This is a genomic window from Gluconacetobacter takamatsuzukensis (assembly GCF_014174275.1).
GTDB lineage: Bacteria > Pseudomonadota > Alphaproteobacteria > Acetobacterales > Acetobacteraceae > Gluconacetobacter > Gluconacetobacter takamatsuzukensis.
Window position 1 is genome coordinate 17579 of the sequence record NZ_JABEQK010000018.1, and the last position, 24401, is coordinate 41979.

General features: G+C 65.5%; 25 protein-coding genes and 1 pseudogene. 7 read left to right on the forward strand and 19 right to left on the reverse strand.

Annotation, left to right across the window (positions count from 1 at the left end):
• The first annotated feature begins 134 nt into the window (after positions 1-134).
• Positions 135-554 carry an SRPBCC family protein gene (locus HLH27_RS16200; protein WP_182951083.1) on the forward strand — a complete coding sequence of 140 codons (420 nt, stop codon included), beginning with the start codon at positions 135-137 and terminating at the stop codon, positions 552-554.
• Between the two features lie 44 nt (positions 555-598).
• Positions 599-1192 carry an NAD(P)H-dependent oxidoreductase gene (locus HLH27_RS16205; protein ID WP_182951084.1) on the forward strand — a complete coding sequence of 198 codons (594 nt, stop codon included), beginning with the start codon at positions 599-601 and terminating at the stop codon, positions 1190-1192.
• 25 nt (positions 1193-1217) lie between these two features.
• On the opposite strand, the gene HLH27_RS16210 is transcribed toward HLH27_RS16205, so the two are convergent.
• The 13 genes from HLH27_RS16210 to HLH27_RS16270 all read right to left on the reverse strand — a co-directional run bounded on the left by HLH27_RS16210 (position 1218) and on the right by HLH27_RS16270 (position 12081).
• A complete protein-coding gene (locus HLH27_RS16210) occupies positions 1218-2129 on the reverse strand; it encodes a LysR family transcriptional regulator (RefSeq protein ID WP_182951106.1) in 912 nt (303 codons plus the stop codon).
• Entirely contained in the window at positions 2129-2518 is a 390-nt protein-coding gene (locus tag HLH27_RS16215) for an ArsR/SmtB family transcription factor (RefSeq protein WP_220790459.1), read from the reverse strand. Before HLH27_RS16215 ends, HLH27_RS16210 begins: the two co-directional genes overlap by 1 nt.
• Positions 2519-2526: 8 nt before the next feature.
• Complete coding sequence (locus HLH27_RS16220) at positions 2527-3018, reverse strand: SRPBCC family protein (protein WP_182951086.1); 492 nt, start codon at positions 3016-3018, stop codon at positions 2527-2529.
• A 72-nt stretch (positions 3019-3090) separates the two neighbouring features.
• The gene (locus tag HLH27_RS16225; RefSeq protein WP_182951087.1) at positions 3091-4002 is read right to left on the reverse strand and encodes a LysR family transcriptional regulator; all 912 of its coding nucleotides are present in this window, start codon (positions 4000-4002) and stop codon (positions 3091-3093) included.
• Positions 4003-4013: 11 nt separating this feature from the next.
• Positions 4014-4832, reverse strand: a complete 819-nt coding sequence (gene fdhD / locus HLH27_RS16230) for a formate dehydrogenase accessory sulfurtransferase FdhD (RefSeq protein ID WP_182951088.1) — start codon at positions 4830-4832, stop codon at positions 4014-4016.
• Between the two features lie 24 nt (positions 4833-4856).
• Entirely contained in the window at positions 4857-5282 is a 426-nt protein-coding gene (locus HLH27_RS16235) for a molybdenum cofactor biosynthesis protein MoaE (protein WP_182951089.1), read from the reverse strand.
• The gene (locus tag HLH27_RS16240; protein ID WP_182951090.1) at positions 5279-5521 is read right to left on the reverse strand and encodes a MoaD/ThiS family protein; all 243 of its coding nucleotides are present in this window, start codon (positions 5519-5521) and stop codon (positions 5279-5281) included. The genes HLH27_RS16235 and HLH27_RS16240 overlap by 4 nt, the downstream gene beginning before the upstream one ends.
• A 31-nt stretch (positions 5522-5552) precedes the next feature.
• Entirely contained in the window at positions 5553-6602 is a 1050-nt protein-coding gene (gene moaA, locus HLH27_RS16245; protein ID WP_182951091.1) for a GTP 3',8-cyclase MoaA, read from the reverse strand.
• 35 nt (positions 6603-6637) lie between these two features.
• The gene (locus tag HLH27_RS16250; RefSeq protein WP_182951092.1) at positions 6638-8941 is read right to left on the reverse strand and encodes an FdhF/YdeP family oxidoreductase; all 2304 of its coding nucleotides are present in this window, start codon (positions 8939-8941) and stop codon (positions 6638-6640) included.
• A gap of 42 nt (positions 8942-8983) precedes the next feature.
• The gene (locus HLH27_RS16255; protein WP_182951107.1) at positions 8984-9433 is read right to left on the reverse strand and encodes a nitrate reductase associated protein; all 450 of its coding nucleotides are present in this window, start codon (positions 9431-9433) and stop codon (positions 8984-8986) included.
• 55 nt (positions 9434-9488) lie between these two features.
• Positions 9489-9638, reverse strand: a complete 150-nt coding sequence (locus tag HLH27_RS16260) for a DUF2474 domain-containing protein (RefSeq protein WP_182951093.1) — start codon at positions 9636-9638, stop codon at positions 9489-9491.
• The gene (gene cydB / locus HLH27_RS16265) at positions 9625-10644 is read right to left on the reverse strand and encodes a cytochrome d ubiquinol oxidase subunit II (RefSeq protein WP_182951094.1); all 1020 of its coding nucleotides are present in this window, start codon (positions 10642-10644) and stop codon (positions 9625-9627) included. Before cydB ends, HLH27_RS16260 begins: the two co-directional genes overlap by 14 nt.
• 3 nt (positions 10645-10647) lie before the next feature.
• On the reverse strand, positions 10648-12081 hold the full coding sequence (locus HLH27_RS16270) for a cytochrome ubiquinol oxidase subunit I (protein ID WP_182951095.1): 1434 nt from the start codon (positions 12079-12081) through the stop codon (positions 10648-10650).
• Between the two features lie 273 nt (positions 12082-12354).
• On the opposite strand from HLH27_RS16270, the gene HLH27_RS16275 reads away from it, so the two are divergent.
• The 4 genes from HLH27_RS16275 to HLH27_RS16290 all read left to right on the forward strand — a co-directional run bounded on the left by HLH27_RS16275 (position 12355) and on the right by HLH27_RS16290 (position 14909).
• Positions 12355-13410, forward strand: coding sequence for a Dyp-type peroxidase (locus tag HLH27_RS16275; RefSeq protein ID WP_182951096.1), 1056 nt, complete (start codon positions 12355-12357; stop codon positions 13408-13410).
• Positions 13407-14222, forward strand: coding sequence for a family 1 encapsulin nanocompartment shell protein (locus HLH27_RS16280; RefSeq protein WP_182951097.1), 816 nt, complete (start codon positions 13407-13409; stop codon positions 14220-14222). Before HLH27_RS16275 ends, HLH27_RS16280 begins: the two co-directional genes overlap by 4 nt.
• A gap of 129 nt (positions 14223-14351) precedes the next feature.
• Positions 14352-14687 (forward strand): hypothetical protein, encoded by a 336-nt coding sequence (locus tag HLH27_RS16285; protein ID WP_182951098.1) that lies wholly within the window; start codon positions 14352-14354, stop codon positions 14685-14687.
• A 42-nt stretch (positions 14688-14729) separates the two neighbouring features.
• Positions 14730-14909 (forward strand): hypothetical protein, encoded by a 180-nt coding sequence (locus tag HLH27_RS16290; protein ID WP_182951099.1) that lies wholly within the window; start codon positions 14730-14732, stop codon positions 14907-14909.
• Positions 14910-15078: 169 nt separating this feature from the next.
• Here the strand turns inward: HLH27_RS16290 and HLH27_RS16295 are convergent, their stop codons facing one another.
• Genes HLH27_RS16295 through HLH27_RS16305 form a run of 3 tightly spaced genes read right to left on the reverse strand, consistent with a single transcriptional unit; the run spans position 15079 to position 20460 of the window.
• Positions 15079-18234, reverse strand: a complete 3156-nt coding sequence (locus tag HLH27_RS16295; protein ID WP_182951100.1) for an error-prone DNA polymerase — start codon at positions 18232-18234, stop codon at positions 15079-15081.
• Complete coding sequence (locus HLH27_RS16300; RefSeq protein ID WP_456305496.1) at positions 18231-19745, reverse strand: Y-family DNA polymerase; 1515 nt, start codon at positions 19743-19745, stop codon at positions 18231-18233. The genes HLH27_RS16295 and HLH27_RS16300 overlap by 4 nt, the downstream gene beginning before the upstream one ends.
• Positions 19669-20460, reverse strand: coding sequence for an ImuA family protein (locus HLH27_RS16305; RefSeq protein ID WP_182951102.1), 792 nt, complete (start codon positions 20458-20460; stop codon positions 19669-19671). Before HLH27_RS16305 ends, HLH27_RS16300 begins: the two co-directional genes overlap by 77 nt.
• A 205-nt stretch (positions 20461-20665) precedes the next feature.
• Between HLH27_RS16305 and HLH27_RS16310 the strand changes: the two genes are divergently transcribed.
• Entirely contained in the window at positions 20666-22738 is a 2073-nt protein-coding gene (locus HLH27_RS16310) for a UvrD-helicase domain-containing protein (RefSeq protein WP_182951103.1), read from the forward strand.
• Between the two features lie 20 nt (positions 22739-22758).
• Here the strand turns inward: HLH27_RS16310 and HLH27_RS16315 are convergent, their stop codons facing one another.
• The 3 genes and pseudogenes from HLH27_RS16315 to cpsB form a co-directional block, all read right to left on the reverse strand.
• On the reverse strand, positions 22759-22965 hold the full coding sequence (locus tag HLH27_RS16315; RefSeq protein ID WP_182951104.1) for a TOBE domain-containing protein: 207 nt from the start codon (positions 22963-22965) through the stop codon (positions 22759-22761).
• Positions 22966-23126: 161 nt separating this feature from the next.
• Entirely contained in the window at positions 23127-24134 is a 1008-nt protein-coding gene (gene galE / locus HLH27_RS16320) for a UDP-glucose 4-epimerase GalE (protein WP_182951105.1), read from the reverse strand.
• Positions 24135-24232: 98 nt separating this feature from the next.
• A pseudogene (gene cpsB / locus HLH27_RS16325) lies at positions 24233-24401 on the reverse strand (mannose-1-phosphate guanylyltransferase/mannose-6-phosphate isomerase); the annotation flags it as partial.

Here is a 24401-nt window from a genome sequence, read left to right on the forward strand (position 1 = left end):
GGCCATTCCTGAATTCGGTTCACAGGCGTTGTGACGGCCGGGCCCATAGCCCTGCCCGCCGCCGCCCTGTACGTGCAGCAAACCGGGGCCGCCCACGCGCAGCCCCCCTCCGACGCAACAGGGAGAAGCTTGCATTGGTCGAAATCACCAGCCAGATGAACGTCGCCGTCAGTGCCGACACCGCCTGGGCCCTGCTCGGCGGCTTCGACAGCCTGCCGCTATGGATACCGATGATCCGGACCAGCGTGCTGGAAGACGGCGGACGCATCCGGCGCCTGACGCTTGCCGACGGCACGACCATCACCGAACGCCTGATCCGCTTCGACGACCGGGCACGGATGTATTCCTACGCCTACCTCAGCGGACCGGACCCGGTCGAAGACTATGTCGGCCAGGTCGCCGTCACCGAACAGGGCCCCGACCGCTGCCTCATCGGCTGGGGCAGCCGGTTCGTGCCCGTGGGGCTGAGTGAAGCGGACGCGACCGCGCGGTACCACGCCGCCTATACGGCAGCCCTCACGCACGCCAGGGACCTTCTGGAAGGCGCGGCCTGACCGTCCCTCATCCGTTCCGGAAATCACCGACAGGACAAGCAATCATGAAGAACATCCTCCTCGTGAACGGCGGAAAGGCCTTCGCCCATTCGCACGGGCGCCTGAACGATACGCTCCACGACGTGGCGGTCGAAACCCTGTCGCATGCCGGCTTCGCCATCCGCCAGACCAAAATCGATGCCGGCTACGACATCCAGCAGGAACTCCGGAATTTCCTGTGGGCCGATCTGGTCATTTACCAGATGCCCGGCTGGTGGATGGGCGCCCCGTGGATCGTCAAGAAATACATGGATGAAGTCTTCACCGCCGGGCACGGCACGCTCTACGCCAACGACGGCCGCAGCCGGGCCCACCCGGAACGCAAATACGGCTCGGGCGGCCTGCTGCACGGCAAGCATTACATGCTGTCCCTGACCTGGAACGCGCCGGAAGAAGCCTTCCTCGACCCCGCGCAGTTCTTCGACGGCAAGGGCGTCGATGCCGTCTATTTTCCGTTCCACAAGGCCAATCAGTTCCTCGCCATGGCCCCCCTGCCGACCTTCCTCGCGTCGGACGTCATGAAGGCCCCGGCCATCGACACGACCACGCACCGCTATCGCCAACATCTCGCGCAAGCCCTGGCGTTCGGCGCAGGGTAAGCATGCGCGCAACGGCCGCTCGATTTCACACGGGGTCGTTGCGCATGAAGCCCTGCAAGCGCGGAATCATGAAATCGAGAAACAGCCGAATGCGCTGCGGCATGCGCTGTCCGCCCGGATAGAGGGCATGAACCTCTTCCTCGTCACCAAGGCCGGCCTGGTCCAGCACTTCGACCAGCCGGCCATGGCGGATATCCTCGCGCACATGATAGTCGCCCAGACGGGCCAGCCCCATTCCCGCCAGCGCCAGCCGCCGCACGGTCTCGCCGTTATTGGCCAGCAGGTTTCCCCCCACCATCCGATCGACGATCCGTCCCCCATCCTTCAGCGGCCAGATCGGGGCCGCGCGCCGAAAATTGAAACCAAGGCAGTTATGCCGGTCCAGATCCGCGATCGTGACCGGCGTGCCGTGGCGTTCCAGATAGGCCGGCGCCGCGACGATCTTCCGGCGCGCAACCCCGATCCTGCGCGCAATCAGGCTGCTGTCCGCCAGCGGCCCCACCCGAAACGCGATATCGGCACGATCGAGGTACAGATCGACAATCTCATCCGACAACGACAGATCGACCACCATGTTCGGGTACATCTCCCAGAACGCGGGCAATAACGGCTCGATCCCCAGCACGCCGAAGGCCACCGACGCGTTGACGCGCACCGTGCCCCCGGCCCCCTTCCCCCCCTGTCCGACCGCGCGCTCGATATCGTCCAGTTCCGCCAGCAGGGCACCGCTACGCTCATGGAAGAGACGCCCCTCGTCGGTCAGCGACAGCCGCCGCGTCGACCGCTCGATCAGCCGCACGCCCAGCCGCTCTTCCATGCGCGCAATCAGCTTGCTGACCGTCGAGGGCGTCATCAGAAGCTGCCGCGCCGCCTCGGAAAAACTGCCCGCCTCCACAACCCGGACAAAGACCAGCATCTCTCCCGCACGATTATCCATCATCGCTCCGGCCGGCAAAGCGCCGGCGGCGATAATGGTGCGGCATCATCCTCCACCAACGCCCGCAGCGCCGCGATACGCGCATCCCACACGATCGATATCCGTTCGAGATGTTTGCGTATGATCGCGATCTTCTGCGTCCGCAACTGCCATTGCCGCATGCGGCCGACCCGCGCGCTTTCCACCAGCCCGGCCTCTTCCAGCACCCGCAGATGCCCGTTGATCCCCTGCCGGCTGATCGCCCCCACCCCCTCCGTCAACCGAATGGTCGGCAGCGGCCCATTTTCGCTCAGGCGCGCGACAATCGACAGACGGATCGGATCGCCCAGCGCCGCGAAAACCGGCACCACCGATTGCAGATCCCCCGAACAGCTCCCGCCTTTCGTCACGACGCGCCTCAATCTTCGCGCAGGGCAAGATATGTCCCGATCAACCTGGCCTGATGCGCCCATCCGCCCTCATTCGCCCTGAACGCCTGGGGCCGCCGGGCAAGCGGAAGCCGGTCGAACCCCGTTTCCGTGATGGTAAGCCGGATGCCGCCTTCCACCTCCGCCAGTGCGAACGTCACCAGCGTCATCGGCTCGGCAGCATGATCCTGCGCGGGATCGACAGCAAAAGGATGCCAGCGGAACGAGAACAGTCGCATGGGTTCGATCCGCTCGATCCGCACGCGCCAGGCCGCACCGCGATGCGGCTCCTGCAAGCGGGCGACCTCCGGATCGACCTGGGTGGGAACCACCCGCCCGATTGCTTCCTGGCCTGCGACGAACGGGCCATCGATCTCCACCCCGAACCACTGGCCGAAACGGCCGGACTCACTGATCGCCCGCCACACCCGCTCCAGCGTCGCCTTCAGGATGACCGTCTTTTCGATCCTGTCCGTCTCCATGCGCAACCTCCCAGTTGCGCGCAGCCTATCGGCCAGACCCACAAGGCGCAACCATGGTGTTGCCCTTCCCCGTCAGCACAGGCTGCCGAACTGCTCCCGGAAATCCGTCTCCAGCGCGACGGTCCATACCTGCGCCACGAAATCCGACAAAGGGAGTTCGCTCAACCGCACCAGGCCGATCGAACCGGGCGAAAAACCGGCAAGCCGCCGCATCTGCAACCGTCCGGCCGGCGGCACCCGCAACGGAAAGGAAGACAGCGGCAGGATGGTCGCCATCGCACCCCGCATGATTTCCGCATGGATCAACTCCAGCGACGCCGTCTCCAGGCGAATGATCGGCTCCACCCCGGCAGTCTGGAATCCGATATCCACCAGTTGCCGGCAGCGCATGCCCGGGCTGAGCAGCGCCAGCGGAAATTTCGCCGCATCCTCCCAGCTTATTTCCCGCTCGTCGGGAAAGGCATAGGCCGCGGTACCGGCCAGCACCTGCTCTTCCGCATAAAGGGCCCTGACCATGAAAGCCTGCGCCTGCGGGCACTGGTCGTAATACATGATCCCGATATCGAGCTGCTTGCTGGCAAGCCTCTCGATGATGTCCGCATTCGGCAGAACGGAAACTTCGCTGGAAAAATCGCCGATCTTCTCCTTGATCGCTTCCAGGAGCACCGGCACGACATGGACGGCGGTCGGGATGACGCCGATCTTGACCGACCCCACCAGCTCCTGCCGCGACAACGAAACCTCGCTGCGCATCTCCGACACGCTGCGCAGGATATCATGCGCCCATTTCAGCACCCGCGTGCCCTCGGTCGTCAGGCCGAAGACCTTCTTCTTGCGATCGATAATAACGATCCCAAGCTCTTCCTCCAGCTGCCGGATGGCACGCGAAAGCGCGGGCTGCGAGACATTGCACGCCGCAGCGGCTTTCGAGAAGCTGCGAAGCCTGTCGATTTCCCGAAGATAGGAAAGCTGCCTCAGAAACATCTACCGCCTTCTCATTTCGAAACCAGAATTTCTTCCACCAGCCGCTCCCGGCCACAGAACAGAACCTGCTCGTCGCGCCGCGCAATGGCGACCAGCGTCTGGTTCATCGTCTCCGCCAGCCGACAGGCCCGATAGGTCGGGGCCGAGATCGCAACCACGACCGCGATCCCGCTCCGCAGCGTCTTCAGGGCCATTTCAAACGAATAGCGGCTGGTCAGAAGGCAAAACCCCTCTCCCGCCTCATCCCCCCGCGCCCGTGCCCCGATCAGCTTGTCCAGCGCGTTATGCCGCCCCACATCCTCCCGGATCATCACGATCCGGCCCTCGCGGTCGGCCCAGCCGGCCGCATGCACCATCCGCGTCGCCGCGTTCAGCTTCTGCCATGCGCCCAGTTCGTTCAATGCGCGATGTACCGCCCGGATCGGGATCATGGGGCCCGCGCCCAGCACCGGCGCCCCCACGGCATCGCAGGCCGGCACGTCGTCGCTGCCACAGATCCCGCAGCTCGAATGCCCGGTCCGGGTACGCGGACTGCGCCGGATCAACGCTGCCAGCGCATCCCCGGTGATCGCGATATCCATGCTCAGCCCGTCATCTTCCTCCCTCACGGCAACCGAGCGGATCTGCGCGGCAGCCTCGACGATCTGTTCCGTCAGGCAATAGCCGAAGGCAAAATCCTCCAGATCCGCCGGCGTCATCATCATGACACCATAGGGAAAGATCCCGTTGAAGGTCAGCCTGACCGGCACCTCATCGGCCACGTTCAGCGCGAACACCCTGTCGGGCCGCCCCAGCGACGTGACAGGCAATTGGTGAAACAGAGAGGACATCTCGAAAACCCTACCCGGCCACACTCATCGCACGTCGTGACAGGCGACCCAGCCGGTCTCACCGGCTTCGTAATGTTCCTGCTTCCATATCGGTACCCGCCGCTTGATCTCGTCTATGATGAAGCGGCAGGCGCCGAACGCGGCATCACGATGCGGTGCGGCGACGCCGATCCACACTGCGGTTTCCCCGACGGCAAGATACCCGATCCGATGCATCGCCGTTGCCGCGCAGATCGCAAACCGCGCCGTGGCCTCCTCCAGGATGGCCTGCCCTTCCGTCAGCGCCAGCGGCCGAAAAGCCTTGTAGTCGATGCCCGACACCGCACGGCCGTCATTCGTCTGCCGCACCCATCCTTCAAAACTGCAAAACCCGCCTGCCTGCGGCAGCAGCAATTCCCGCTGCAACACCCCGATCGCCACGGGCGCGTCCGCCATCAAAAACCGGCTCATCCGCCGCTGACCGGCGGAATGAACACGACATGGTCGCCGTCCCGCAAAGGCTGGTCCCACGGGCAAAACGCAGCGTTGACCGCCACACGCATGCAGGCAGGCGACAGGGAAAAGCCATGGATCGCACACAGTTCATCGTAAAGTGCCGCGGCCGTATCCGCCTCCGTCTCGCGCCTTTCAGCCGCACACCCCGCCGCATCGTGCAACTGCGCGAAATATTCCAGTTCTATACGTCGCATAGGCTCCCCTGCCGAACCGCGCGCGGTCCGGTCAGCCTCCGATATAATGCATTTCGATTTTTTCCGCCGACCGCGCACGGCCCTCCACGGCCGAGCAGCCGCGCGGCATGGCGCGTTCCTCGCTGTAGCGATCCTGACGGCCGCGCCATATGCCCGACAGCGCCTCGCGCAGCTTCGTATCGTCCCCGCCATCCCGCAGGATCGCGCGCAGATCCGTCCCCTCAGTCGCAAAGAGGCACGTATAGAGCCTCCCGTCGGAGGACAGGCGCGCCCGCGAACAATCCCCGCAGAACGGCGCACTGACCGAGGACACGAATCCGATCTCGCCTCCCGCATCGACATAGCGATAGCGCCGCGCCACCTCGCCGCGATAGTTCGGCGACAGGGCGATCAGCGGCCAGCGCGCGTCGATCCGCGCCAGCACCTCGCGCGACGGCACCACATCGCCGCGTTCCCAGCCATTGCGGGTTCCCACATCCATATATTCGATGAACCGCACCACGATCCCCGTGTCGCGAAAGCGCCCCGCCAGCTCCAGGATACCGTCATCGTTCACGCCCCGCTGGATGACGGCATTGATCTTCACCCCACCCGGAAATCCGATCTCCCGCGCAGCCGCGATCCCTTCGAGCACGGTCTCCAGTTCGGCACGCCCCCCGCTCATCCGGGCAAACACGGCCGCATCGAGACTATCGAGGCTCACCGTCGCCCGATGCAGCCCCGCCGCATGCAGGGCCGCGACCGACCGCGCCAGCAGCACGCCGTTGGTGGTCAACGCGACATCCTCGATCCCCGGCACCCGCACCAGCCGCGCCACCAGGTCGGGCAGGCCGGGGCGCAGAAGCGGCTCGCCCCCCGTCAGGCGCAGCTTGGTCACGCCCAATGCCGCCGCCGCCCGCGCAACCCGCACGATCTCGTCGAAATCCAGCCGCTCGCGAGGCGCCAGAAAGCGGAATCCCTCATGATAGGTCGCTTCCGGCATGCAGTACGGGCACCGGAAGTTGCACCGATCCATCACCGAGATCCGCAGATCCCGCATCGGGCGCCCGCGCCGGTCCACCACCGGCCCATCCCTGTCCATCAGAAGATTTTCACCCCACGAGAATGGCTGGCACGTTACCCGGCAATCCTGATCGGCGCTGCCGAGGCAACACTCTCCACAACCTTGACAGGAATGGACTTCGCAGCCGGCGTTCCGCTGATCTCGTCGAAATAATCTAGCGGCAGCAGTGGGTTGAGCTCCGGATAATAGCCCGCAATGGCACCCCGCGACATCGGATAGTCGATCACGGTCAACCCGTCGACATAGCGCCGCAGCCCGTCATCGCTATAGGTCTCCAACCCGATCACCGCTCCATTTTCCAACCCGCGATCCTTCATGTCCTCCTTGTTCATGAAGATCACGAGGCGATTGTTATAGACCCCGCGATAGCGGTCGCTATTGCTGTAGATGGTGGTGTTGTACTGATCATGCGACCGGATGGTCGCCAGACGCAGCATCGCGGGGTCGCCGATCGTGGCATTCACCTCCAGCCCCGGCAGCACCAGGAAATTCGCCTTGCCGTTCGGCGTCTTCCACACCAGCCGACGCGGCGGGATATCGAGGTGAAATCCCCGCGGATTCTTGATCTTCTCCGAAAAATCCGAATAGATCTCCGGATATACCTCCGCGATCTTGTCGCGGATCGGCGTGTAATCGACCATATAGCGCGCCCACGGCGTCTTCGAATGCGGCAGCGCGGCGATCGCCATCCGGCAGACAATCTCCGTCTCCGGCCGCACATGCTCGGTCACGGGCTCGAACACACCACGCGAGGCCGTCACGTTCGCCATCGCATCCTCGATGGTCACGAACTGCTCGCCCGCCTCGGTGCGGATAATCTCCGAACGCGCCACCACCGGCAGGATCAGCGCGTCCTTGCCGTGCACCAGATGCCCACGATTGAGCTTCGTCGCAATCCCGACCGTCAGGTCGAGCTTCTGCATCGCGGCATAGGACCGGTCGGTATCCGGAACAGCCCGGATGAAATTCCCGCCCATGCCGATAAACACCTTGGCGGTTCCCGCTTCCATGGCCTCCAGCGCCTCAAGCACATGGTGGCCATGCTCGCGCGGCGGCTCGAAGCCGAAGGCATCGCGGACACGATCCAGATATTGCTGCGTCGGCTTCTCGTCGATACCGACCGTGCGATCGCCCTGCACGTTGGAATGGCCACGGATCGGCGCGATCCCCGCACCTGGCCTGCCGAAATTGCCGCGCAGCAGCAGCAGGTTCGCCACCTGCTGCAACAGGCGCGACCCTTCCTGATGCTGCGTCAGGCCCATGCCGTAGCAGATGATCGTCGCCTTCGACCGCTTGTAGATCTCCGCGATCCGCCGGATCTGCTCCTCCGGCACGCCCGAGATCCGGGTGATGTCCGCCCACGAACAGCCCATCACATCATCCCGCAACGCCGCCAGGCCGGCCGTATGGCGCTCGATGAAATCCGTGTCGAGCACATGCTCACCCTGCTCCTCAGCCTCGAAGAGCGCCCGCATCATCCCCTTGAAGATGGCCAGATCGCCGCCGATCCGCACATGCACGAATTCGCTGGAAATCGGGGTAGAGCCGAACGTCGCCATCTGGAGCATGTCCTGCGGCTCGGTAAAGCGGATCAGCGCACGTTCCGGCATCGGGTTGATCAGCACGATCGGCACGCCGCGCTTCCGCGCCTCCACCAGGTTCGTCATCATGCGCGGCGAATTGGTGCCCGTATTCTGCCCGATGACAAAGATCGCCTCGGCATGCTCGAAATCCGACATGACGATCGTGCCCTTGCCGATCCCGATCGAGGCCGGCAACCCCCGGCTGGTCGGCTCATGGCACATGTTCGAACAGTCGGGGAAATTATTGGTGCCGAATTCGCGCACGAAGATCGAATAGAGAAAAGCCGTTTCGTTGGCCGTACGCCCCGACGTATAGAATTCCGCCTGATGCGGGCTGTCGAGCGCCTGCAAATGCCGGCCGATCATCGCAAACGCGTCATCCCAGGCAACCGGCACATATTTGTCGGTCGCGGCATCATACCGCATCGGCTCCGTCAGGCGCCCCTGCATCTCCAGCCAGTAATCGCTCTTCTGCATCAGTTCGGTGACGGTATGCCGGTCGAAGAATTCGCGCGTCACCCGCGCCTTCGTCGCCTCATGCGCCAGAGCCTTGGCCCCGTTCTCGCAGAATTCCAGCGTCTTGCGATGATCGGGGTCCGGAAACGCGCAGCTCGGGCATTTGAAGCCGCCCGGCTGGTTCATGGCCAGCAACCCGCGCGAACCCTTGACGAGCACGCTCTGCTCCATCAGCACTTTCGCGGTCGCCCCCGCCGCCCCCCAACCGCCGGCCGGATGATGATAGGGCTTGAACTCGGACGGCTTTTCTTTGCTCATGGTATCAACCTCCTGTGGCCGCAGCCGGGCATCCCTCGTCCGTCACAGGACGCCGAATTCTTTCATGGCCGGCACGAAATTTTCGTTCTCATGTTGCGAGCGCGCAAGTTTTATCAGCGCAAAACGCTGCAACGGGGTCAATCTTGCCCATTGCGCCGGCGTCGGCGGCGCCACGCCGTCCGCCTCGGCCTGTATCCGCACGGCCTCGGGCATCCGATCGGCCTCCCGCCAGTCGTCGAAGCCATTGACAGCAAGATGGCGCGGCGGCTCATCGCTGCGCACCGCGATCAGATGCAGGACCAGGGCCCGATAGGCCTCCTGATCCGCGACCGTCTCGCACGGCAGGTCGGCAAGCTGCCCCCGCTCTTCGCGCGAAAACCGGCTCCATTGCCGCAGGCTCAGCTTTATGCCGGCGATATCGAGCTTCTGCCGCGCAATCATCGGGATGCAGCGCAGCGAACCCGCGAAATCACTCTCAAAGTCAAAAATCATCGAACCCGGTCCAGAATCCCTGCAATCCGTCAAAAAGACACGAAAGCGCCGCCCGTCATTTGGGAATAATCAGGTGAAGCAGCATCGCCACCACGAAAAGCGCCGCGGTGCCGAGCGCCCAGATGCCCACGAACCACCCGATCCGAACGCCAAGGCGCTTGGGCGCATCATCCCCGTTTCCCTTGACGATCTCAGTGATAGCCATCGGCTTCCGTCACTTTCCCGCGGAACACGCGGTAGGAGTAAATCGTGTAGGTCAGGATGATCGGCAGCAGGATGGCAGTGCCGACAAGCTGGAAGAACTGGCTCGACGGCGGCGACGACACATCCCACAGCGTCAGGCTGGGCGGCACGGCATAGGGCCACACCGTAATCCCGAGGCCCGACAGGCACAGGAAGAACCAGCCGAGCGCACACAGGAACGGCCCCTTCGAATGGCCGCGACGCAGCCCCGCGGCCAGCAGCACACCCAGCACGACGACCAGCACGGGCACCGGCGCGACGAAGAGGATGTTCGGCCAGTCGGTCCAGCGCCGGAGATAGGGCGCATGCAGCAGCGGCGTCCAAAGGCTGACCGCCACGATCCCCACGAACAGCCCGACCGCCAGCCACGCGGCCCATTTGCGGCAGGACGCCTCCAGCACATCGGTCGTCCGCCACACAAGCCAGGTCGCGCCAAGCAGGGCATATCCGCACATGACCGCCAGCCCGCACAGCACGCTGAACGGCGTCAGCCAGTCCAGTGCCCCGCCGGTGAACGCCCCGTCAGTCACCGCAATGCCCTGGATCACGCCACCCAGGATCGCCCCCTGGCTGAAGGCGGCGATGCCCGATCCGGCCATGAACCCCACTTCCCACAATCCCTCACGCGCGGTTCCCCGCGTCATGATGCGGAATTCGAACGACACGCCGCGAAAGATCAGGGCCAGCAGCATCAGCACGATCGGCAGGTAGAGGGCCGGCAGCAGCGTGGCATACGCCCCTGGAAAAACACCGTAGAGCACGGCACCCCCCAGAACCATCCACGTCTCGTTCCCGTCCCAGACCGGCGCGATGGTATTGATCATCACATCCCGCCGCCCCTGATTGCGCTCCAGCGCAAACAGCATGCCGATGCCCAGGTCGAACCCGTCGAGAATGACATAGATCGTGATCGCGGCCACCAGGATGACGGCCCACACGATCGGGAGCCAATGCGCGAAATCCATCATGGCTCAGGCTCCTTCACCGGGAATGGGGCCGGCGATCCCCGGATGCGTATGCGTCGCCAGCACGTCGGCGGCATGGCTGGGGCTGGCCCCATGCTCGCCCTCTTCCGGCGCGCGCCCCAGCAGGCGGAGCAGAATGCCCAGCCCCGATCCGAACACGATCACATAGACCACGACAAAGGCCGTCATCGTCACCGCCATGCTGGACAGCACGATCGGCGAAACACTCTCCGACGTCCGCAGCAGGCCATAGACGGTCCATGGCTGCCGGCCGACTTCGGTCGTCACCCAGCCGCACAGCAGCGCGACGAACCCGGCGGGCGCCATGCACACCGCCACCCGATGAAAAACCGGGCTGGTAAACAGGGCACTGGTCCGGCGCAGCCACAGCGACCAGAACCCCACCAGCGCCATCAGCATGGCCAGCGCGACCATGATGCGGAACGAGAAGAAGATGACCGGCGACGGCGGCCGCTGGTCGCGGGGGAAATCCTTCATCCCCGGCACCTTGCCGTCGAGACTGTGCGTCAGGATCAGCGATCCGAGCAGCGGCACCCTCACGGCATAATCGGTCCGCTCCGTCTTCATGTTCGGAATGCCGAACAGAAGCTCCGACGCCCGCCCCTCGGTCTCCCAGTCGCCTTCCATCGCGGCGATCTTCACCGGCTGGTATTTCAGCGTGTTCAGCCCATGCGCATCGCCGGCCAGAATCTGCAGCGGCGCCACGATCGCGGCCATCCACATGGCCATGGAGAACATCACCCGCACCGGCTCGCTCGCGATCACCCCCTCCCGCCGCGCCTTCAGCATATGCCACGCCCCGGTGGCCCCGACGACGAAGGCAACCGAGAGAAACGCCGCCAGCCCCATATGGACCAGCCGGAACGGAAAGGACGGATTGAAGATGATGGCCAGCCAGTCATCGGGCATGAAGCGCCCGGTCGCCGGATCGATCGTATAGCCGCGCGGCGTCTGCATCCACGAATTCGAGGCCAGGATCCAGGTCATCGAAATCAGCGTCCCGACCGAAACGCAGCAGGTGGCGGCAAAATGCAACCCACGCCCCACCTTGTTCATGCCGAACAGCATGACCCCCAGGAACCCCGCCTCCAGGAAGAAGGCGGTCATCACCTCGTAGGACAGCAGCACACCCGTAATCGGCCCGGCTTTCCGGGAGAAGACCGCCCAGTTGGTCCCGAATTCGTAGGACATGACCAGCCCGGAGACGACCCCCATGCTGAAGACGATCGAAAACGCCTTGATCCAGTAGCGATAGAGATCGAGGAAGACCTGCCGCCCGGTCTTCAGCCACAACCCTTCCAGAACGGCCAGATACGCCGCCAGTCCGATGGAAAAGGCCGGGAAGATGATATGAACGCCCACGGTAAAGGCGAACTGGAAGCGCGCAAGCAGCAGCGCAAGATCAGGAGCGGTCTGCATCAATACCTTCCTAGAAGCGGAGCATCGGCGTCAGCGCCAGAAAACAGGTCCCCCAGCCAGGCCACGATGCTCCGGCATCCCTGCTAGATCACCCAATCGCAGGGCGTCCAAGACCTTTTGCTTATGGGATTATGCGTACTGGTTATAAGAATGAGCAATTCGTGATCAGTCTGGTTATTTTACTCATCCCGATATCTTGTCATCAACGGTCATCTGCCTATGCTGACCGTCCGTGATCGTTATACGAGCCCGTCCGCAGGGAGTTTCAATCCGTTGGCCACACCGCAACCCGTTGGTACGAAGCTGACCCAGGCAGCCATTTTCCTTGTCGCGACATTAAGCGAGCATGTTTCGATCAACGCGCAGGTCCGCGACCTTCTGGGAGATCTCTCCTCTCTGGTCCGCGGCGTCGGATTCAGAATCCCCGACGGAAGATTAAGCTGCATCACGGGCATCGGTTCGAACGCCTGGGATCAACTCTTCGGCACCCCCCGCCCCCGCGACCTCCACCCGTTCCAGGAAATCCAGGGCGTGCACCACGCCCCCGCCACGCCGGGCGACCTGCTCTTCCACATCCGCGCGACGCGGATGGACCTCTGTTTCGAACTCGCGGCCGCCATCGTCTCCCGGCTGGAAGGCGCCGCGACGATCGTCGATGAAGTCCACGGATTCAAATATTTCGACGAGCGCGACCTCCTCGGCTTCGTTGACGGCACCGAAAACCCGTCCGGACAGGTCGCGATCGACGCGGCCATCGTGGGCGACGAAGACCCCGCCTTTGCCGGCGGCAGCTACGTCATCGTCCAGAAATACCTGCATGACCTCAAGAAATGGGACGCCATCCCGACCGAAGTGCAGGAACATATCATCGGCCGCCGGAAAGTATCGGATATCGAACTCGCCGACGCGGCCAAGCCCAGCTATGCCCATAACGTCCTCACCAATATCGAGGAAAACGGGCAGCAACTCCAGATCGTGCGCGACAACATGCCCTTCGGCGAAGTGGGCAAGGGCGAATTCGGCACCTATTTCATCGGCTATGCGCGCTCTCCCGCCCGCACCGAGCAGATGCTGCGGAACATGTTCATCGGCAAGCCGCCTGGCAATTACGACCGGCTCCTCGATGTCAGCACCGCCGTCACCGGCGCCCTGTTCTTCATTCCCACCGGCGAATTCCTCGATAATGCGCCGGACATCGACGCCCCGGCGCCCGCTTCCCCCCAACCGGACGGCCCGGCCGCCCCTGACTCCTCCACCGATCGGCAAGGCACCGGCCCGCGCGACGGCTCGCTCGGCATCGGCTCCCTGAAGGAAGGAAACCCGACATGAACAATCTCCACAAGCATCTCGCCCCCATCTCCAGCGCGGCCTGGGCACAGATCGAGGAAGAGGCGTCACGCACCATCCGCCGCCACCTCGCCGGCCGCCGCGTCGTCGATACGTCGGAACCCAAGGGGACGGCCTTCGCGGGCGTGGGCACCGGGCGCGGCACGCTGATCGACGCCCCCGGCAACGGCATCCGCGCCCTGCGGCGCGAGGTCCTGCCGCTGGTCGAACTGCGCGTGCCCTTCACCCTGCTGCGCACGGAAATCGATGCCGTCGAGCGCGGCTCGCTGGATTCCGACTGGCAGCCGGTCAAGGACGCGGCCAGGCAGATCGCCTTCGCCGAAGACCGCGCGATCTTCGACGGCTATGCGGCGGCCGGCATCCCCGGCATCCGCAACGGCACGTCGAATGTCCATCTCAAGCTCCCCGCCCAGGCCAAGGACTACTCCCACACCATCGCCGAAGCGCTCAGCACATTGCGCCTGGCCGGCGTGAACGGCCCCTATTCGGTGGTCCTCGGCGCCCAGGCTTTCGCCAATGTCAGCGGCGGCGACGATGACGGCTACCCCGTCCTCAAGCATATCGAGAGCATGATCGACGGAAAGATCATCTGGGCACCGGCCATCGAGGGCGCATTCGTCGTCTCGATGCGCGGCGGCGACCTGGCGCTTGAAATCGGGCAGGATTTTTCCATCGGCTACCTGTCCCACTCCGCCGACGCGGTCGAACTCTATCTGCAGGAAAGCTTCGTCTTCCGCGTCCTGACCAGCGAGGCCACCGTCGCCATCGAGCAACCCGCCCAGCCCGCCGCCTGATCCTCCGGCCCGCGCCCCAACGGGCGCGGGCAACGGATGCGGGCATGGGACGTTTTACCCCGACAGAAGCCAGCCGCACTCCGCCGGACCGGACAGACCCCGCCACAGGCCCTCACGAGGATAATCGCAATGGAAAACCCCCTGGAATCCTCCCCCGAGAGAGACGCCCGCATTCTCGCCAAGGCCAAGGAAATGTGGATTGCCGACGGCAAGCCCGCCTCCGGCCCCGAAGCCTACAAGGAAGCCGCGTCCGACCTGATCGGGATGGAACTCAATGCCGATGCCGGGCAGATCCCCGTCGACTCCCCCGTCCCCCTCGACGCCAACGGCCAGCCCATCGAAGAGGCATTCCTGGAAGAGAATCTGGGCAATCCCGGCGGCTACATGAACGAACTGGACAACAAGCGGGAAACCCCCTTCGCCACCCGGCAGGACGAGGAAAAGGCCCTGAAAGACCAGACCTGACCGGCGGGCTCCGGGCCGGTCGCTCATGAAGGAGGCTCCCGAATGATCGCGATCTACCTCGACGACAGAACCGACCCCACCGCCCCCCGCGAAAACGGATGGTACCTCATGGACGGCACCACCATCCTCCTGGCCGGCCCCTTCTCAAGCCGGGAACAGGCCGTTCTGTCGATAGACGAGCAGGAGCCCGACCCGGACGCCGGTGGCCCTTCGCCTTTCTGAACGGGTGGCCCCGCGATCCACAGGGGCAAGCGTCTTCGTTCTTTTTTGAAAAAAAGAACCAAAAAACTTTGATTCGTTCAGGAGTTTTGTGCTGGGGACACACGACGTCCCTGAACGGATCAAAAAGTCTTTTTGCTTCTTTTTCTTCAGAAAAAGAAGAAACCTTCCGCTAATGAAAATTCCTCGCTTTCACAAGCACCCTTTCAGCCTCACACCCGCTGTCGGCCACCCCCGTCCCCCGGTTTCCAACATCGGCCAGCAGACCGGAAAGATCCGTAATCTCCCGTGCCACCAGATGCACGACATCCCCTTCCTTCTGCACATTGCCCATGACGGCCAGCATCTCCCCCGACATGACCCGCCTGCGATATGTCTCGAACAGATCGCGCCATATGATGACGTTCAGCGCCCGGGTCTCATCCTCCAGCGTCAGAAACACCACCCCTTCGGCCGAACCGGGGCGCTGGCGCACCAATACCAGCCCGGCCGCCGTCAGGCGCCGACCATCCCTGGCCTCGGCGGCCTGCCGGCACGACACGATGCCCATCCGGCGCAGATCCTCCCGCAGAAAGGCAACCGGGTGGTCGCGCAGGCTCAGGCCCAGCCTGTTATAATCCCGCGCCACCTCGGCCCCCTCGCGCATGGGCTGCAGCAGCACCGCGGGCTCGTCGGCCTCCCGCGCGACCAGGGCCGCGGCAAACAGCGGCAGCGGCTCGTCCCGCAGCGCCCTGATCGCCCACAGCGCCTCCCGCCGCGCCAGGCCAAGGCCGGGCCGGAACGCATCCGCCTCGGCCAGATGCGTCAGCGCCGCCACCTTCACCCCGGCCCTGCGCCACAGATCGTCGACGGAGGCAAAAGGCCGCTCCCCCCGCGCCGCGACGATGCCGGCCCCATCCTCATTGGCAAGCCCCTTGACCAGATTCATGCCCAGCCGGACGGCAAGACGCCCATCCGGCGCAGCCGGTCCTTCCAGCGTGCTGTCCCAGCGCGAGGCATTGACGCAGACCGGCCGCACCACGACGCCATGCTCCCTGGCATCCCGCACCAGCTGGGCCGGGGCATAGAACCCCATCGGCTGGGAATTGAGCAGCGCCGCCAGGAACACATCGGGATGTTTGTATTTCATCCATGATGAGGAATAGGCAAGGATCGCGAAACTGGCCGCATGGCTCTCGGGGAAACCGTAGGACCCGAACCCTTCCAGCTGCTGGTAGATCCGCTGCGCAAACGCCTCGGGATAGTTCTTCCGCTTCATCCCCTCGATCAGCCGGGTCTGGAACTGCGACATGTTGCCGGTATGCTTGAAGGTCGCCATGGCCCGCCGCAACTGGTCCGCCTCCGACGCCGAAAAATCGGCACAGACCATCGCCACCTGCATCGCCTGTTCCTGAAACAGCGGGATACCCAGCGTCTTTTTCAGAACATTCTCCAGCTCCGGCGTCGGATATTCCTCCTCTTCCAGCTTCTCCCGACGACGAAGATAGGGATGCACCATGTCGCCCTGGATCGGCCCCGGACGGACGATGGCAACCTCGATCACCAGATCGTAGAATTTACGCGGCTTCAGGCGCGGCAGCATGGACATCTGGGCGCGGGATTCGATCTGGAACACCCCGATCGTATCCGCCTTGCAGATCATGTCATACGTGCCCGGATCCTCGGCCGGGATGGTGGCAAGCGTGAAATGCTCCCCCTTATGCTCGGCCAGAAGGTCGAGCCCCTTCTTCATGCAGGTCAGCATGCCCAGGGCAAGGCAATCGACCTTCATGAATTTCAGGACATCGATATCGTCCTTGTCCCATTCGATGATCTGCCGGTCGTCCATCGCCGCCGGCTCGACCGGCACCAGCTCGTCCAGCCGGTCATGGGTCAGCACGAAGCCCCCCGGATGCTGCGACAGGTGGCGCGGCACGCCGATCAGCTCGCACGCCAGGTCCAGCGTCAGCCGGATGCGCCGGTCGGCAAGGTCGATGCCGCTATCCCTGAACTGCCCGGGGTCCGCATTCTGCGACCAGCCCCAGATCAGCCCGGACAATGTGCGGATCAGGTCCTCGGGCAGGCCCATGACCCTGCCCACATCGCGCAATGCCCCCTTGGCGCGATAGCGGATCACCACCGCCGTCAGGGCCGCCCGATCGCGGCCATAATGGCCGTAGACCCACTGGATCACCTCCTCGCGTCGCGCATGCTCGAAATCGACGTCGATATCCGGCGGCTCGCGCCGCGCTTCGGAGACGAACCGCTCGAACAGCAGCGCATTGCGCGCCGGGTCGATGGCGGTGATGCCCAGCACGTAGCAGACCGCACTATTGGCCGCCGACCCCCGCCCCTGGCACAGAATATCCCGGGAACGCGCATGGCGGACGATGCTGTTCACGGTCAGGAAATAGGGCGCGTACTGCATCCGCCCGATCAGGACCAGTTCATGGGCCAGGGTTTTCCCGACCGCATCGGGAATCCCCTCGGGATAGAATTTTCCAGCCCCCTCCCAGGTCAGCGCCTCCAGCGCCTGCTGCGGGGTCTGGCCCGGCACCGACACCTCGTCGGGATATTGATAGGCAAGATCGTCGAGGTTGAAGACACAGCGTTCCACGATCTCGACCGTGCGGCCCACCGCCTCCGGATAGCGTCCGAACAGGCGCGCCATCTCCCCGGGCGGCTTGAGGTAGCGATCGGCATGGCGCTCGCGCGCAAAACCGGCATCGTCGATGGTGGTATTATGCCGGATGCAGGTCACGACATCCTGCAAGATGCGCCGGTCATGGGCATGAAACAGCACGTCGTTGGTCGCCACCGTCGGCACCCGCGCCTGTTGCGCCAGCCCCGCCAGTTCATGCAGCCGCATCTGGTCGTTGGGCCGCCGCCGCAGCGTCAGCGCCAGATAGGCCCGGTCCCCAAACGCCGCCTTCAGCATGCGCAGATGCAACGCGCAGCCCTCATCGGCCATATCGGGCAGCAGAACGGCGAGCAGCCCCGCCCCCCATGCCACCAGATCCTCCCACAGCAGATGGCACCTGCCCTTCCCCGCCCGCGCCTTGCCGATGCTCAGCAGGCGGCACAGCCGGCCATAGCCGGCCCGATCGACCGGATAGACCAGCACGGGCGGAAAATCGGCCAGGTCGAGCCGACAGCCCACCACCAGCCGGACCCCGGCCTCCTTCGCCGCCACATGGGCCTGCACCATGCCCGCCAGCGTATTCCGGTCGCACAGCCCCAGCGCCCCGATGCCCAGCGCCCGTGCCTGCCGGAACAGCTCGGCCGGCGAGGACACCCCGCGCAGGAACGAAAAATAGCTCGTCACCTGCAATTCGGCATAGCGGGTCATCCGAAGATCCCATGCAGGAACCAGCCCTGCGACCCGGTCTCGCCATGTTCCCCGTCGCCGGCCCGATAGATCCAGAACCGCGCGCCCGATATATCCTCCACCCGGAAATAGTCGCGGGCGGTGGTCCACTCGGCATCCTCCTTCCACCATTCGCCGAACACCCGCTCCGGCCCATCGGCGCATCGCACCTTCCGCCGCACACCGCGCCAGATAAAAAACACCGGCGGCTGGTCCGGCAGTTCGGCCATGGCCTGCACGGGCTCCGGTCGGGGCAGCAGGCGCATCGGGCGCGGCCAGCGATCCGGCCATTCCTTCGTCTCATCCGGCGCCAGGGCCGGCACCCGGCAGCAGGCCCGTTCGGGCATATCGCTTTCCACCGGCGCCAGGCGATAGAGCGCCTGCGTGCCGACCCGATTGGCCAGGATGTCGACCAGGTCCGAAATATCGGGCTCCTCCGCCTCGCCCAGCAACGACACGGCCTGGCGCATGCCCATCGGCTCGGTCCACGAGGCCGTCAGCACCATCCGCTCGATCCCGAAACCGGGGTCGATGGTCTCGATCTTCTCGCACAGCAGCCGGTTCACCCGCCCGGCATCCCGCACCGGCCGGCCGGTCGCGACCCGCACCGCCTCGGCCCGGCTGTCCACACGGTGCAGCAGCAGGTCGAAACACCGGCCGCCCTGCCCGCGCTCCTCCAGCATCCGGCAGAGCGGCGGCACCAGCGTGCCGATCATGCGCGCAATCGTCTCGGCGGCCCCGATCGGTTCGGCGAAATTCCGTCCGACCTCCACCGGCTCCACGGGGCGGAGCGGCACAATGGCCTCGCCCACCCGCCCGAATGCCTGGTCAAGCCTGCGCGCAACCTCGGGCCCGAAACGCAGGGCCAGCGGCGCGCGCGGCATGCCGGCCAGCGGGCTGATGCGCGACACGCCCAGCGCCTGCAACCCATCGACGATGTCATCGGGCAGGCGCAGGGCCGCGACGGGCAGCTCCGCCATCGCGGCAACCGCGCCGCCGGGTGGCACGACCAGCATCCGCGCCCGGCCATGGCGCGCCAGCGCATGGGCGGCCCCCAGCGTATCGGCAACGGCCGCGCGGGCGGCAATCCCGGTGTCCCGCAGCCGCTGCACCATCGCCGCCAGCATGGCCTGCTCGCCGCCATGCAGATGATCGGCCCCGGTCGTATCCAGCACGATGCCATCCGGCGGATCGGGGGCGACGATGGGGGCGATGCGCTGCTGAAACCACAGGGCCAGCTTCTCCAGCCCCTCGCGGTCGCCCTGCGGGTCGGCATCCATGACGGTCAGGCCGGGGTGGAGCGCCTGCGCCTTGGCCACCGGCGTACCGGGCCGCAGCCCCACCCGGCGGGCGGCAGGATCGACCGACAGCACAACCCGCCGCCGCCCCGCGCGGCCGACCAGCGCCAGTGGCGCGTCAGGCGCGGGCGCGCCGGCGCCCAGCCTCTTCCGCACCCGGTCCGTCGGCCAGAACGGCAGGTAGAGCGAGACGATTCTCGACAAGCCTGCCGCAGGCAAGTCTCCCCTGGCCATCGCACGCCTCCACATCAAAAACGGCTTCATCCCCCGCCCGTGCCCGGATCAGCTCCAGCCGCCAGCGCGGCCGCCCCACCCCGGGCACCGGCAGCATCACCGACGGCAGCACCGACACCCGCCAGCGCGTGACGCTGGCCGTGGGCTGGCCGAAATCGGCCGCCCCGGCCGGGCGCCGCCACCGCCGGATCGCAATGCCCAGCGCGCCCGAACGCTCGGCCGCCAGTTGCAGCCGGCGCGAGGCCGTCATCGACAGCCGCGCCACTTCGGCCACCACCGCCCCCAGCCCGCCATGCCGCAGCCCCTCCTCGAAACAGGCCAGCACATCCACATCCGACCGGGCCTCCACATAAATGACCCGCCGCCCCGACAGCCCCGCCTGCATCAGGGCCGGCGCAAACACATCCCGACGGGTGACGATCCACAACACCCGCCCCCGCGTGCGGGCCGCGATCCCGGCCGCAAACTGCCCGGCCGCCGCGGCATGCAGGGCATCGCCGCCACCGCCCGCCACCTCGTGCAGGGCCCCCAGCGCCAGCCCGCCGCCCGGCAACCGGCCGTCGATCTCCGCCAGGCCGAACGGCAGCACCGCCCGCCGGCGCCCGGCACGCCCCTCCAGCCGGCTGATCTGCTCCCGCAGCACCTCCAGCGCAGGACGGGGTTCGGGTTCGGGCATGCGGCAAGACAATCCATCCATGGCGTCCCGCCCGGGCTTCCCAACCGGTGGGCAGGCGATTATGTTCTCTATTTGTTCCAAGGCAGGACGGGCGTCAACGATTTTCCGGCCGGCCCGCGACAATTGATCCGCGCCACGCCATGGCGAAAACTGTAGACACGCATCGGGGCAGCAACCCGATGTTCGGGAGGGTACGGGAGCAATCGTGGGCGACGGATATCTCGACAGGCTGAACGACGCGCAACGGGCCGCCGTGACGCACGGCGTCGCACAGGGCGCGGCCCCTCCGGCCGCCCCGCTTCTGGTCATCGCCGGGGCCGGATCGGGCAAGACCAGCACGCTGGCCCACCGCGTCGCACACCTCATCGTCAACGGCGCCGATCCCCGCCGCATCCTGCTGATGACCTTCTCCCGCCGGGCCAGTGCCGAGATGGGCCGCCGGGTGGAAAATATCTGCGCCCGGGTGCTGGGCGACAGGGCCGGCGCGATGGCCGACGCGATGGCCTGGGCCGGCACGTTCCACGGCATCGGCGCCCGGATCATCCGCGACCATGCCGAACAGATCGGCATGGACCCGGCCTTTTCGATCCACGACCGCGAGGATTCCGCCGACCTGATGAACCTGGTCCGGCACGAACTGGGCTTTTCCAAAACCGAAAGCCGCTTCCCCACCAAGGGCACCTGCCTGGCGATCTATTCCCGCGTCATCAACGCGGAACAGCCGCTGGGCGATGTGCTGCTGAAACACTACCCCTGGTGCGCGCGATGGCAGGAGCAGCTCAAGACCCTGTTCGGCGCCTATGTCGCGGCCAAGCAGGCCCAGAACGTGCTGGATTACGACGACCTGCTGCTGGTCTGGGCGCAGATGATGGGCGATCCGGTCCTGGCCGCCGAAATCGGCGGTACATGGGACCATGTACTGGTCGACGAATATCAGGACACCAACCGCCTGCAAGCCACGATCCTGCTGGGCATGAAGCCCGACGGCGCCGGCATGACCGTCGTCGGCGACGATGCCCAGAGCATCTATGCCTTCCGGGCCGCGACAGTGCGCAACATCCTCGATTTTCCCGCCGCCTTCACACCCCCCGCCACCGTCCTGACGCTGGACCGCAACTACCGGTCCAGCCGGCCCATCCTCGCCGCCGCCAACGCGGTGATCGAACAGGCCTCCGAACGCTTCACCAAGAACCTGTGGACCGACCGGCAATCCGACGCCCTGCCCCGCCTGGTCTGCGTCAGGGACGATGCCGACCAGGCCCGCTACATCGTCGAACGCGTGCTGGAGGAACGGGAACAGGGCACGGTGCTGAAGCAGCAGGCGGTGCTGTTCCGGGCCTCGCACCATAGCGGGTCGCTGGAAGTCGAGCTGACCCGGCGCAACATCCCGTTCGTGAAATTCGGCGGCCTGAAATTTCTCGACAGCGCGCATGTCAAGGACGTGCTGGCCATGCTGCGCTTCGCGGAAAACCCGCGCGACCGGGTGGCCGGGTTCCGGGTGATGCAATTGCTGCCCGCCGTGGGCCCCAGTTCGGCCCGCAGGGTGCTGGACGCCATGCAGGACGCCCCGGACCCGATCACGGCCCTGATGCAGGCCAAAGCCCCGGCCCGCGCGGGCGAAGGCTGGGCCGGGTTCGTGGAGACGATGCAGGGCCTGCGCAACCGCTCCGCCGGCTGGCCCTCCGAAATCGGCCTGATCCGCCATTGGTACGAACCGCATCTGGAACGGCTGCACGAGGACGCGACCACCCGCCTGGCCGACCTGCTGCAACTGGAGCAGATCGCCGGCGGCTATCCCTCCCGCGAACGCTTCCTGACCGACCTGACGCTGGACCCGCCGGACGCAACCTCCGACCAGGCTGGCGTCCCGCTGCTGGACGAAGATTACCTCATCCTCTCCACCATCCACTCCGCCAAGGGGCAAGAATGGAAGAGCGTCTTCGTCCTCAACACCGTCGACGGCTGCATCCCCTCCGACCTCGGCACCGGCGAGACCGAGGAAATCGACGAGGAACGGCGCCTGCTCTACGTCGCCATGACGCGGGCGAAGGATTCCCTGGACCTGATCGTGCCGCAGCGTTTCCACGTCCACGGGCAGCACGGCATGGGCGACCGCCATGTGTATGCCGCGCGCACCCGCTTCATCGACCGGGACATGCTGCCGTTATTCGAAACCCGCGCCTGGCCGCTCGTGACGCCGGAGGAGGCAACGCGCCAGGACGCGGCCAGACAGGTCCGCATCGACATGGCCGCGCGGCTGCGCGGCATGTGGGGATAACACCGCCGTCGAACAGACTTTTATTTGCCCACCATCACATCCGATGCCTTGATGACGGCATAGGCTTCGTCACCCACCGCCAGGGCCAGATCGTCGATCGCCTCGTTGGTGATGGCCGAGGTAATCACCACACCCCCGCCGACATCGATCGTCACATGTCCGGTGGTCTGGCCCTTGGTCACAGCCGTAACCGTGCCCTTGATCTGGTTGCGCGCGCTCAGTTTCATGCCGTCTCTCCCAGGATGTGCTTCCCCTGCGTAGCCGAACGCTCCCCAAAGAGGAAATCACACCTGCCCCCGCTCCCAAAAGGCGCGCAACACACGGTCGGGCCGGCAGACGGTCGAAAATCGGCGCCCGCCCCGCAGCGGACCATACGGGGCACGCATCGTCACGCGTCGCCGGCGGCGCCATAGCCGTGCGGATGGGCCAGACGCCAGCGATAGGCCGTCTCCACGATCTCGTCGAGCGCCGTGAAGCGCGGCGTCCACCCGGTTTCCCGCCGCAGCCGGTCCGCCCCCGCCACCAGCCGGGCCGGGTCCCCCGGGCGCCGGGGGGCCAGATGCCACGGCACCACCCGCCCCGTCACCCGCTCGACGCTGCGAATCACCTCCATGTTCGAATGACCGACCCCGGTGCCGACATTATAGACCACGCTGCGCTCATGAATGGCCTCCAGCGCCGCCAGATGGGCATCGGCCAGGTCCGTGACATGGATATAGTCGCGGATGCAGGTCCCGTCCGGCGTCGGGTAATCGTCGCCGAACAGGTGCAGCGCATCCCGGCGCCCCAGCGCCGCATCGATCACCAGCGGAATCAGATGCGTCTCCGGGCGATGATCCTCCCCGATCCGCCCATCCGGATCGGCCCCGGCGGCATTGAAATAACGCAGGCACGCACTGCGCAATCCATGAATCCGGTCGGCCCACAGCAGCGCCCGCTCGACCATATGCTTGCTTTCGCCGTAAGGCGATCCGGGAATGATCGGCGTCTCCTCGGTAATCAGCGCATCCTCGGTCTGCCCGAACAGCGCGGCGGTCGAGGAAAAGACGAAGCGCTTCACCCCATGGCGCACACAGGCATCGATCAGGATAAAGCCCAACCCCGCATTGGCCTCCATGTAGCGCAGCGGATGCTGCATGCTTTCGCCGACCAGCGACAGCGCCGCGAAATGCAGCACGCCATCCCACGGCCCCCGGGCCAGGATGGAATCGACCATGGCCCGGTCCGCCAGGTCGCCTTCGACAAACGCCACGCCATCGGGGACCGACTCCCGGTGCCCGGTGCGCAGATTGTCGAATACGACCACCTCGTGCCCCGCATCCCGCAAGGCCGCGACGACATGGCTGCCCACATAACCCGCACCGCCGGTAACCAGAAAACGGGATCGATCGTTCATGTCCACTGCCTCGCCTGTTTCGCCGTCCGCGCTCCGCGCGTGATCCTGATGAGCCCACCCCGACGTCCGGCCCCGAACAGGGCCGGACAGCGCGGCCGTCAGGCCCGGTTGTAAGTATCCTCGAAGCGGACGATATCATCCTCGCCCAGATAGGATCCGGTCTGGATCTCGATCAGCACCAGCGGGATGCGGCCCGGATTTTCCATCCGGTGGGTGCATTCCTGCGGCAGGTAGATGCTCTCGTTCTCATGGACGGTGATCTGCTCG

Coding starts and splice junctions, on each gene's coding strand:
- HLH27_RS16240 (WP_182951090.1), bottom strand. CDS start 5,521: ATGCGACGTATAGAACTGGAATATTTCGCGCAGTTGCACGATGCGGCG.
- moaA (WP_182951091.1), bottom strand. CDS start 6,602: ATGGACAGGGATGGGCCGGTGGTGGACCGGCGCGGGCGCCCGATGCGG.
- galE (WP_182951105.1), bottom strand. CDS start 24,134: ATGAACGATCGATCCCGTTTTCTGGTTACCGGCGGTGCGGGTTATGTG.
- HLH27_RS16205 (WP_182951084.1), top strand. CDS start 599: ATGAAGAACATCCTCCTCGTGAACGGCGGAAAGGCCTTCGCCCATTCG.
- HLH27_RS16255 (WP_182951107.1), bottom strand. CDS start 9,433: ATGATTTTTGACTTTGAGAGTGATTTCGCGGGTTCGCTGCGCTGCATC.
- HLH27_RS16235 (WP_182951089.1), bottom strand. CDS start 5,282: ATGAGCCGGTTTTTGATGGCGGACGCGCCCGTGGCGATCGGGGTGTTG.
- HLH27_RS16210 (WP_182951106.1), bottom strand. CDS start 2,129: ATGGATAATCGTGCGGGAGAGATGCTGGTCTTTGTCCGGGTTGTGGAG.
- HLH27_RS16225 (WP_182951087.1), bottom strand. CDS start 4,002: ATGTTTCTGAGGCAGCTTTCCTATCTTCGGGAAATCGACAGGCTTCGC.
- HLH27_RS16290 (WP_182951099.1), top strand. CDS start 14,730: ATGATCGCGATCTACCTCGACGACAGAACCGACCCCACCGCCCCCCGC.
- HLH27_RS16250 (WP_182951092.1), bottom strand. CDS start 8,941: ATGAGCAAAGAAAAGCCGTCCGAGTTCAAGCCCTATCATCATCCGGCC.
- HLH27_RS16260 (WP_182951093.1), bottom strand. CDS start 9,638: ATGGCTATCACTGAGATCGTCAAGGGAAACGGGGATGATGCGCCCAAG.
- fdhD (WP_182951088.1), bottom strand. CDS start 4,832: ATGTCCTCTCTGTTTCACCAATTGCCTGTCACGTCGCTGGGGCGGCCC.
- HLH27_RS16280 (WP_182951097.1), top strand. CDS start 13,407: ATGAACAATCTCCACAAGCATCTCGCCCCCATCTCCAGCGCGGCCTGG.
- HLH27_RS16295 (WP_182951100.1), bottom strand. CDS start 18,234: ATGACCCGCTATGCCGAATTGCAGGTGACGAGCTATTTTTCGTTCCTG.
- cydB (WP_182951094.1), bottom strand. CDS start 10,644: ATGATGGATTTCGCGCATTGGCTCCCGATCGTGTGGGCCGTCATCCTG.
- HLH27_RS16220 (WP_182951086.1), bottom strand. CDS start 3,018: ATGGAGACGGACAGGATCGAAAAGACGGTCATCCTGAAGGCGACGCTG.
- HLH27_RS16305 (WP_182951102.1), bottom strand. CDS start 20,460: ATGCCCGAACCCGAACCCCGTCCTGCGCTGGAGGTGCTGCGGGAGCAG.
- HLH27_RS16270 (WP_182951095.1), bottom strand. CDS start 12,081: ATGCAGACCGCTCCTGATCTTGCGCTGCTGCTTGCGCGCTTCCAGTTC.
- HLH27_RS16285 (WP_182951098.1), top strand. CDS start 14,352: ATGGAAAACCCCCTGGAATCCTCCCCCGAGAGAGACGCCCGCATTCTC.
- HLH27_RS16315 (WP_182951104.1), bottom strand. CDS start 22,965: ATGAAACTGAGCGCGCGCAACCAGATCAAGGGCACGGTTACGGCTGTG.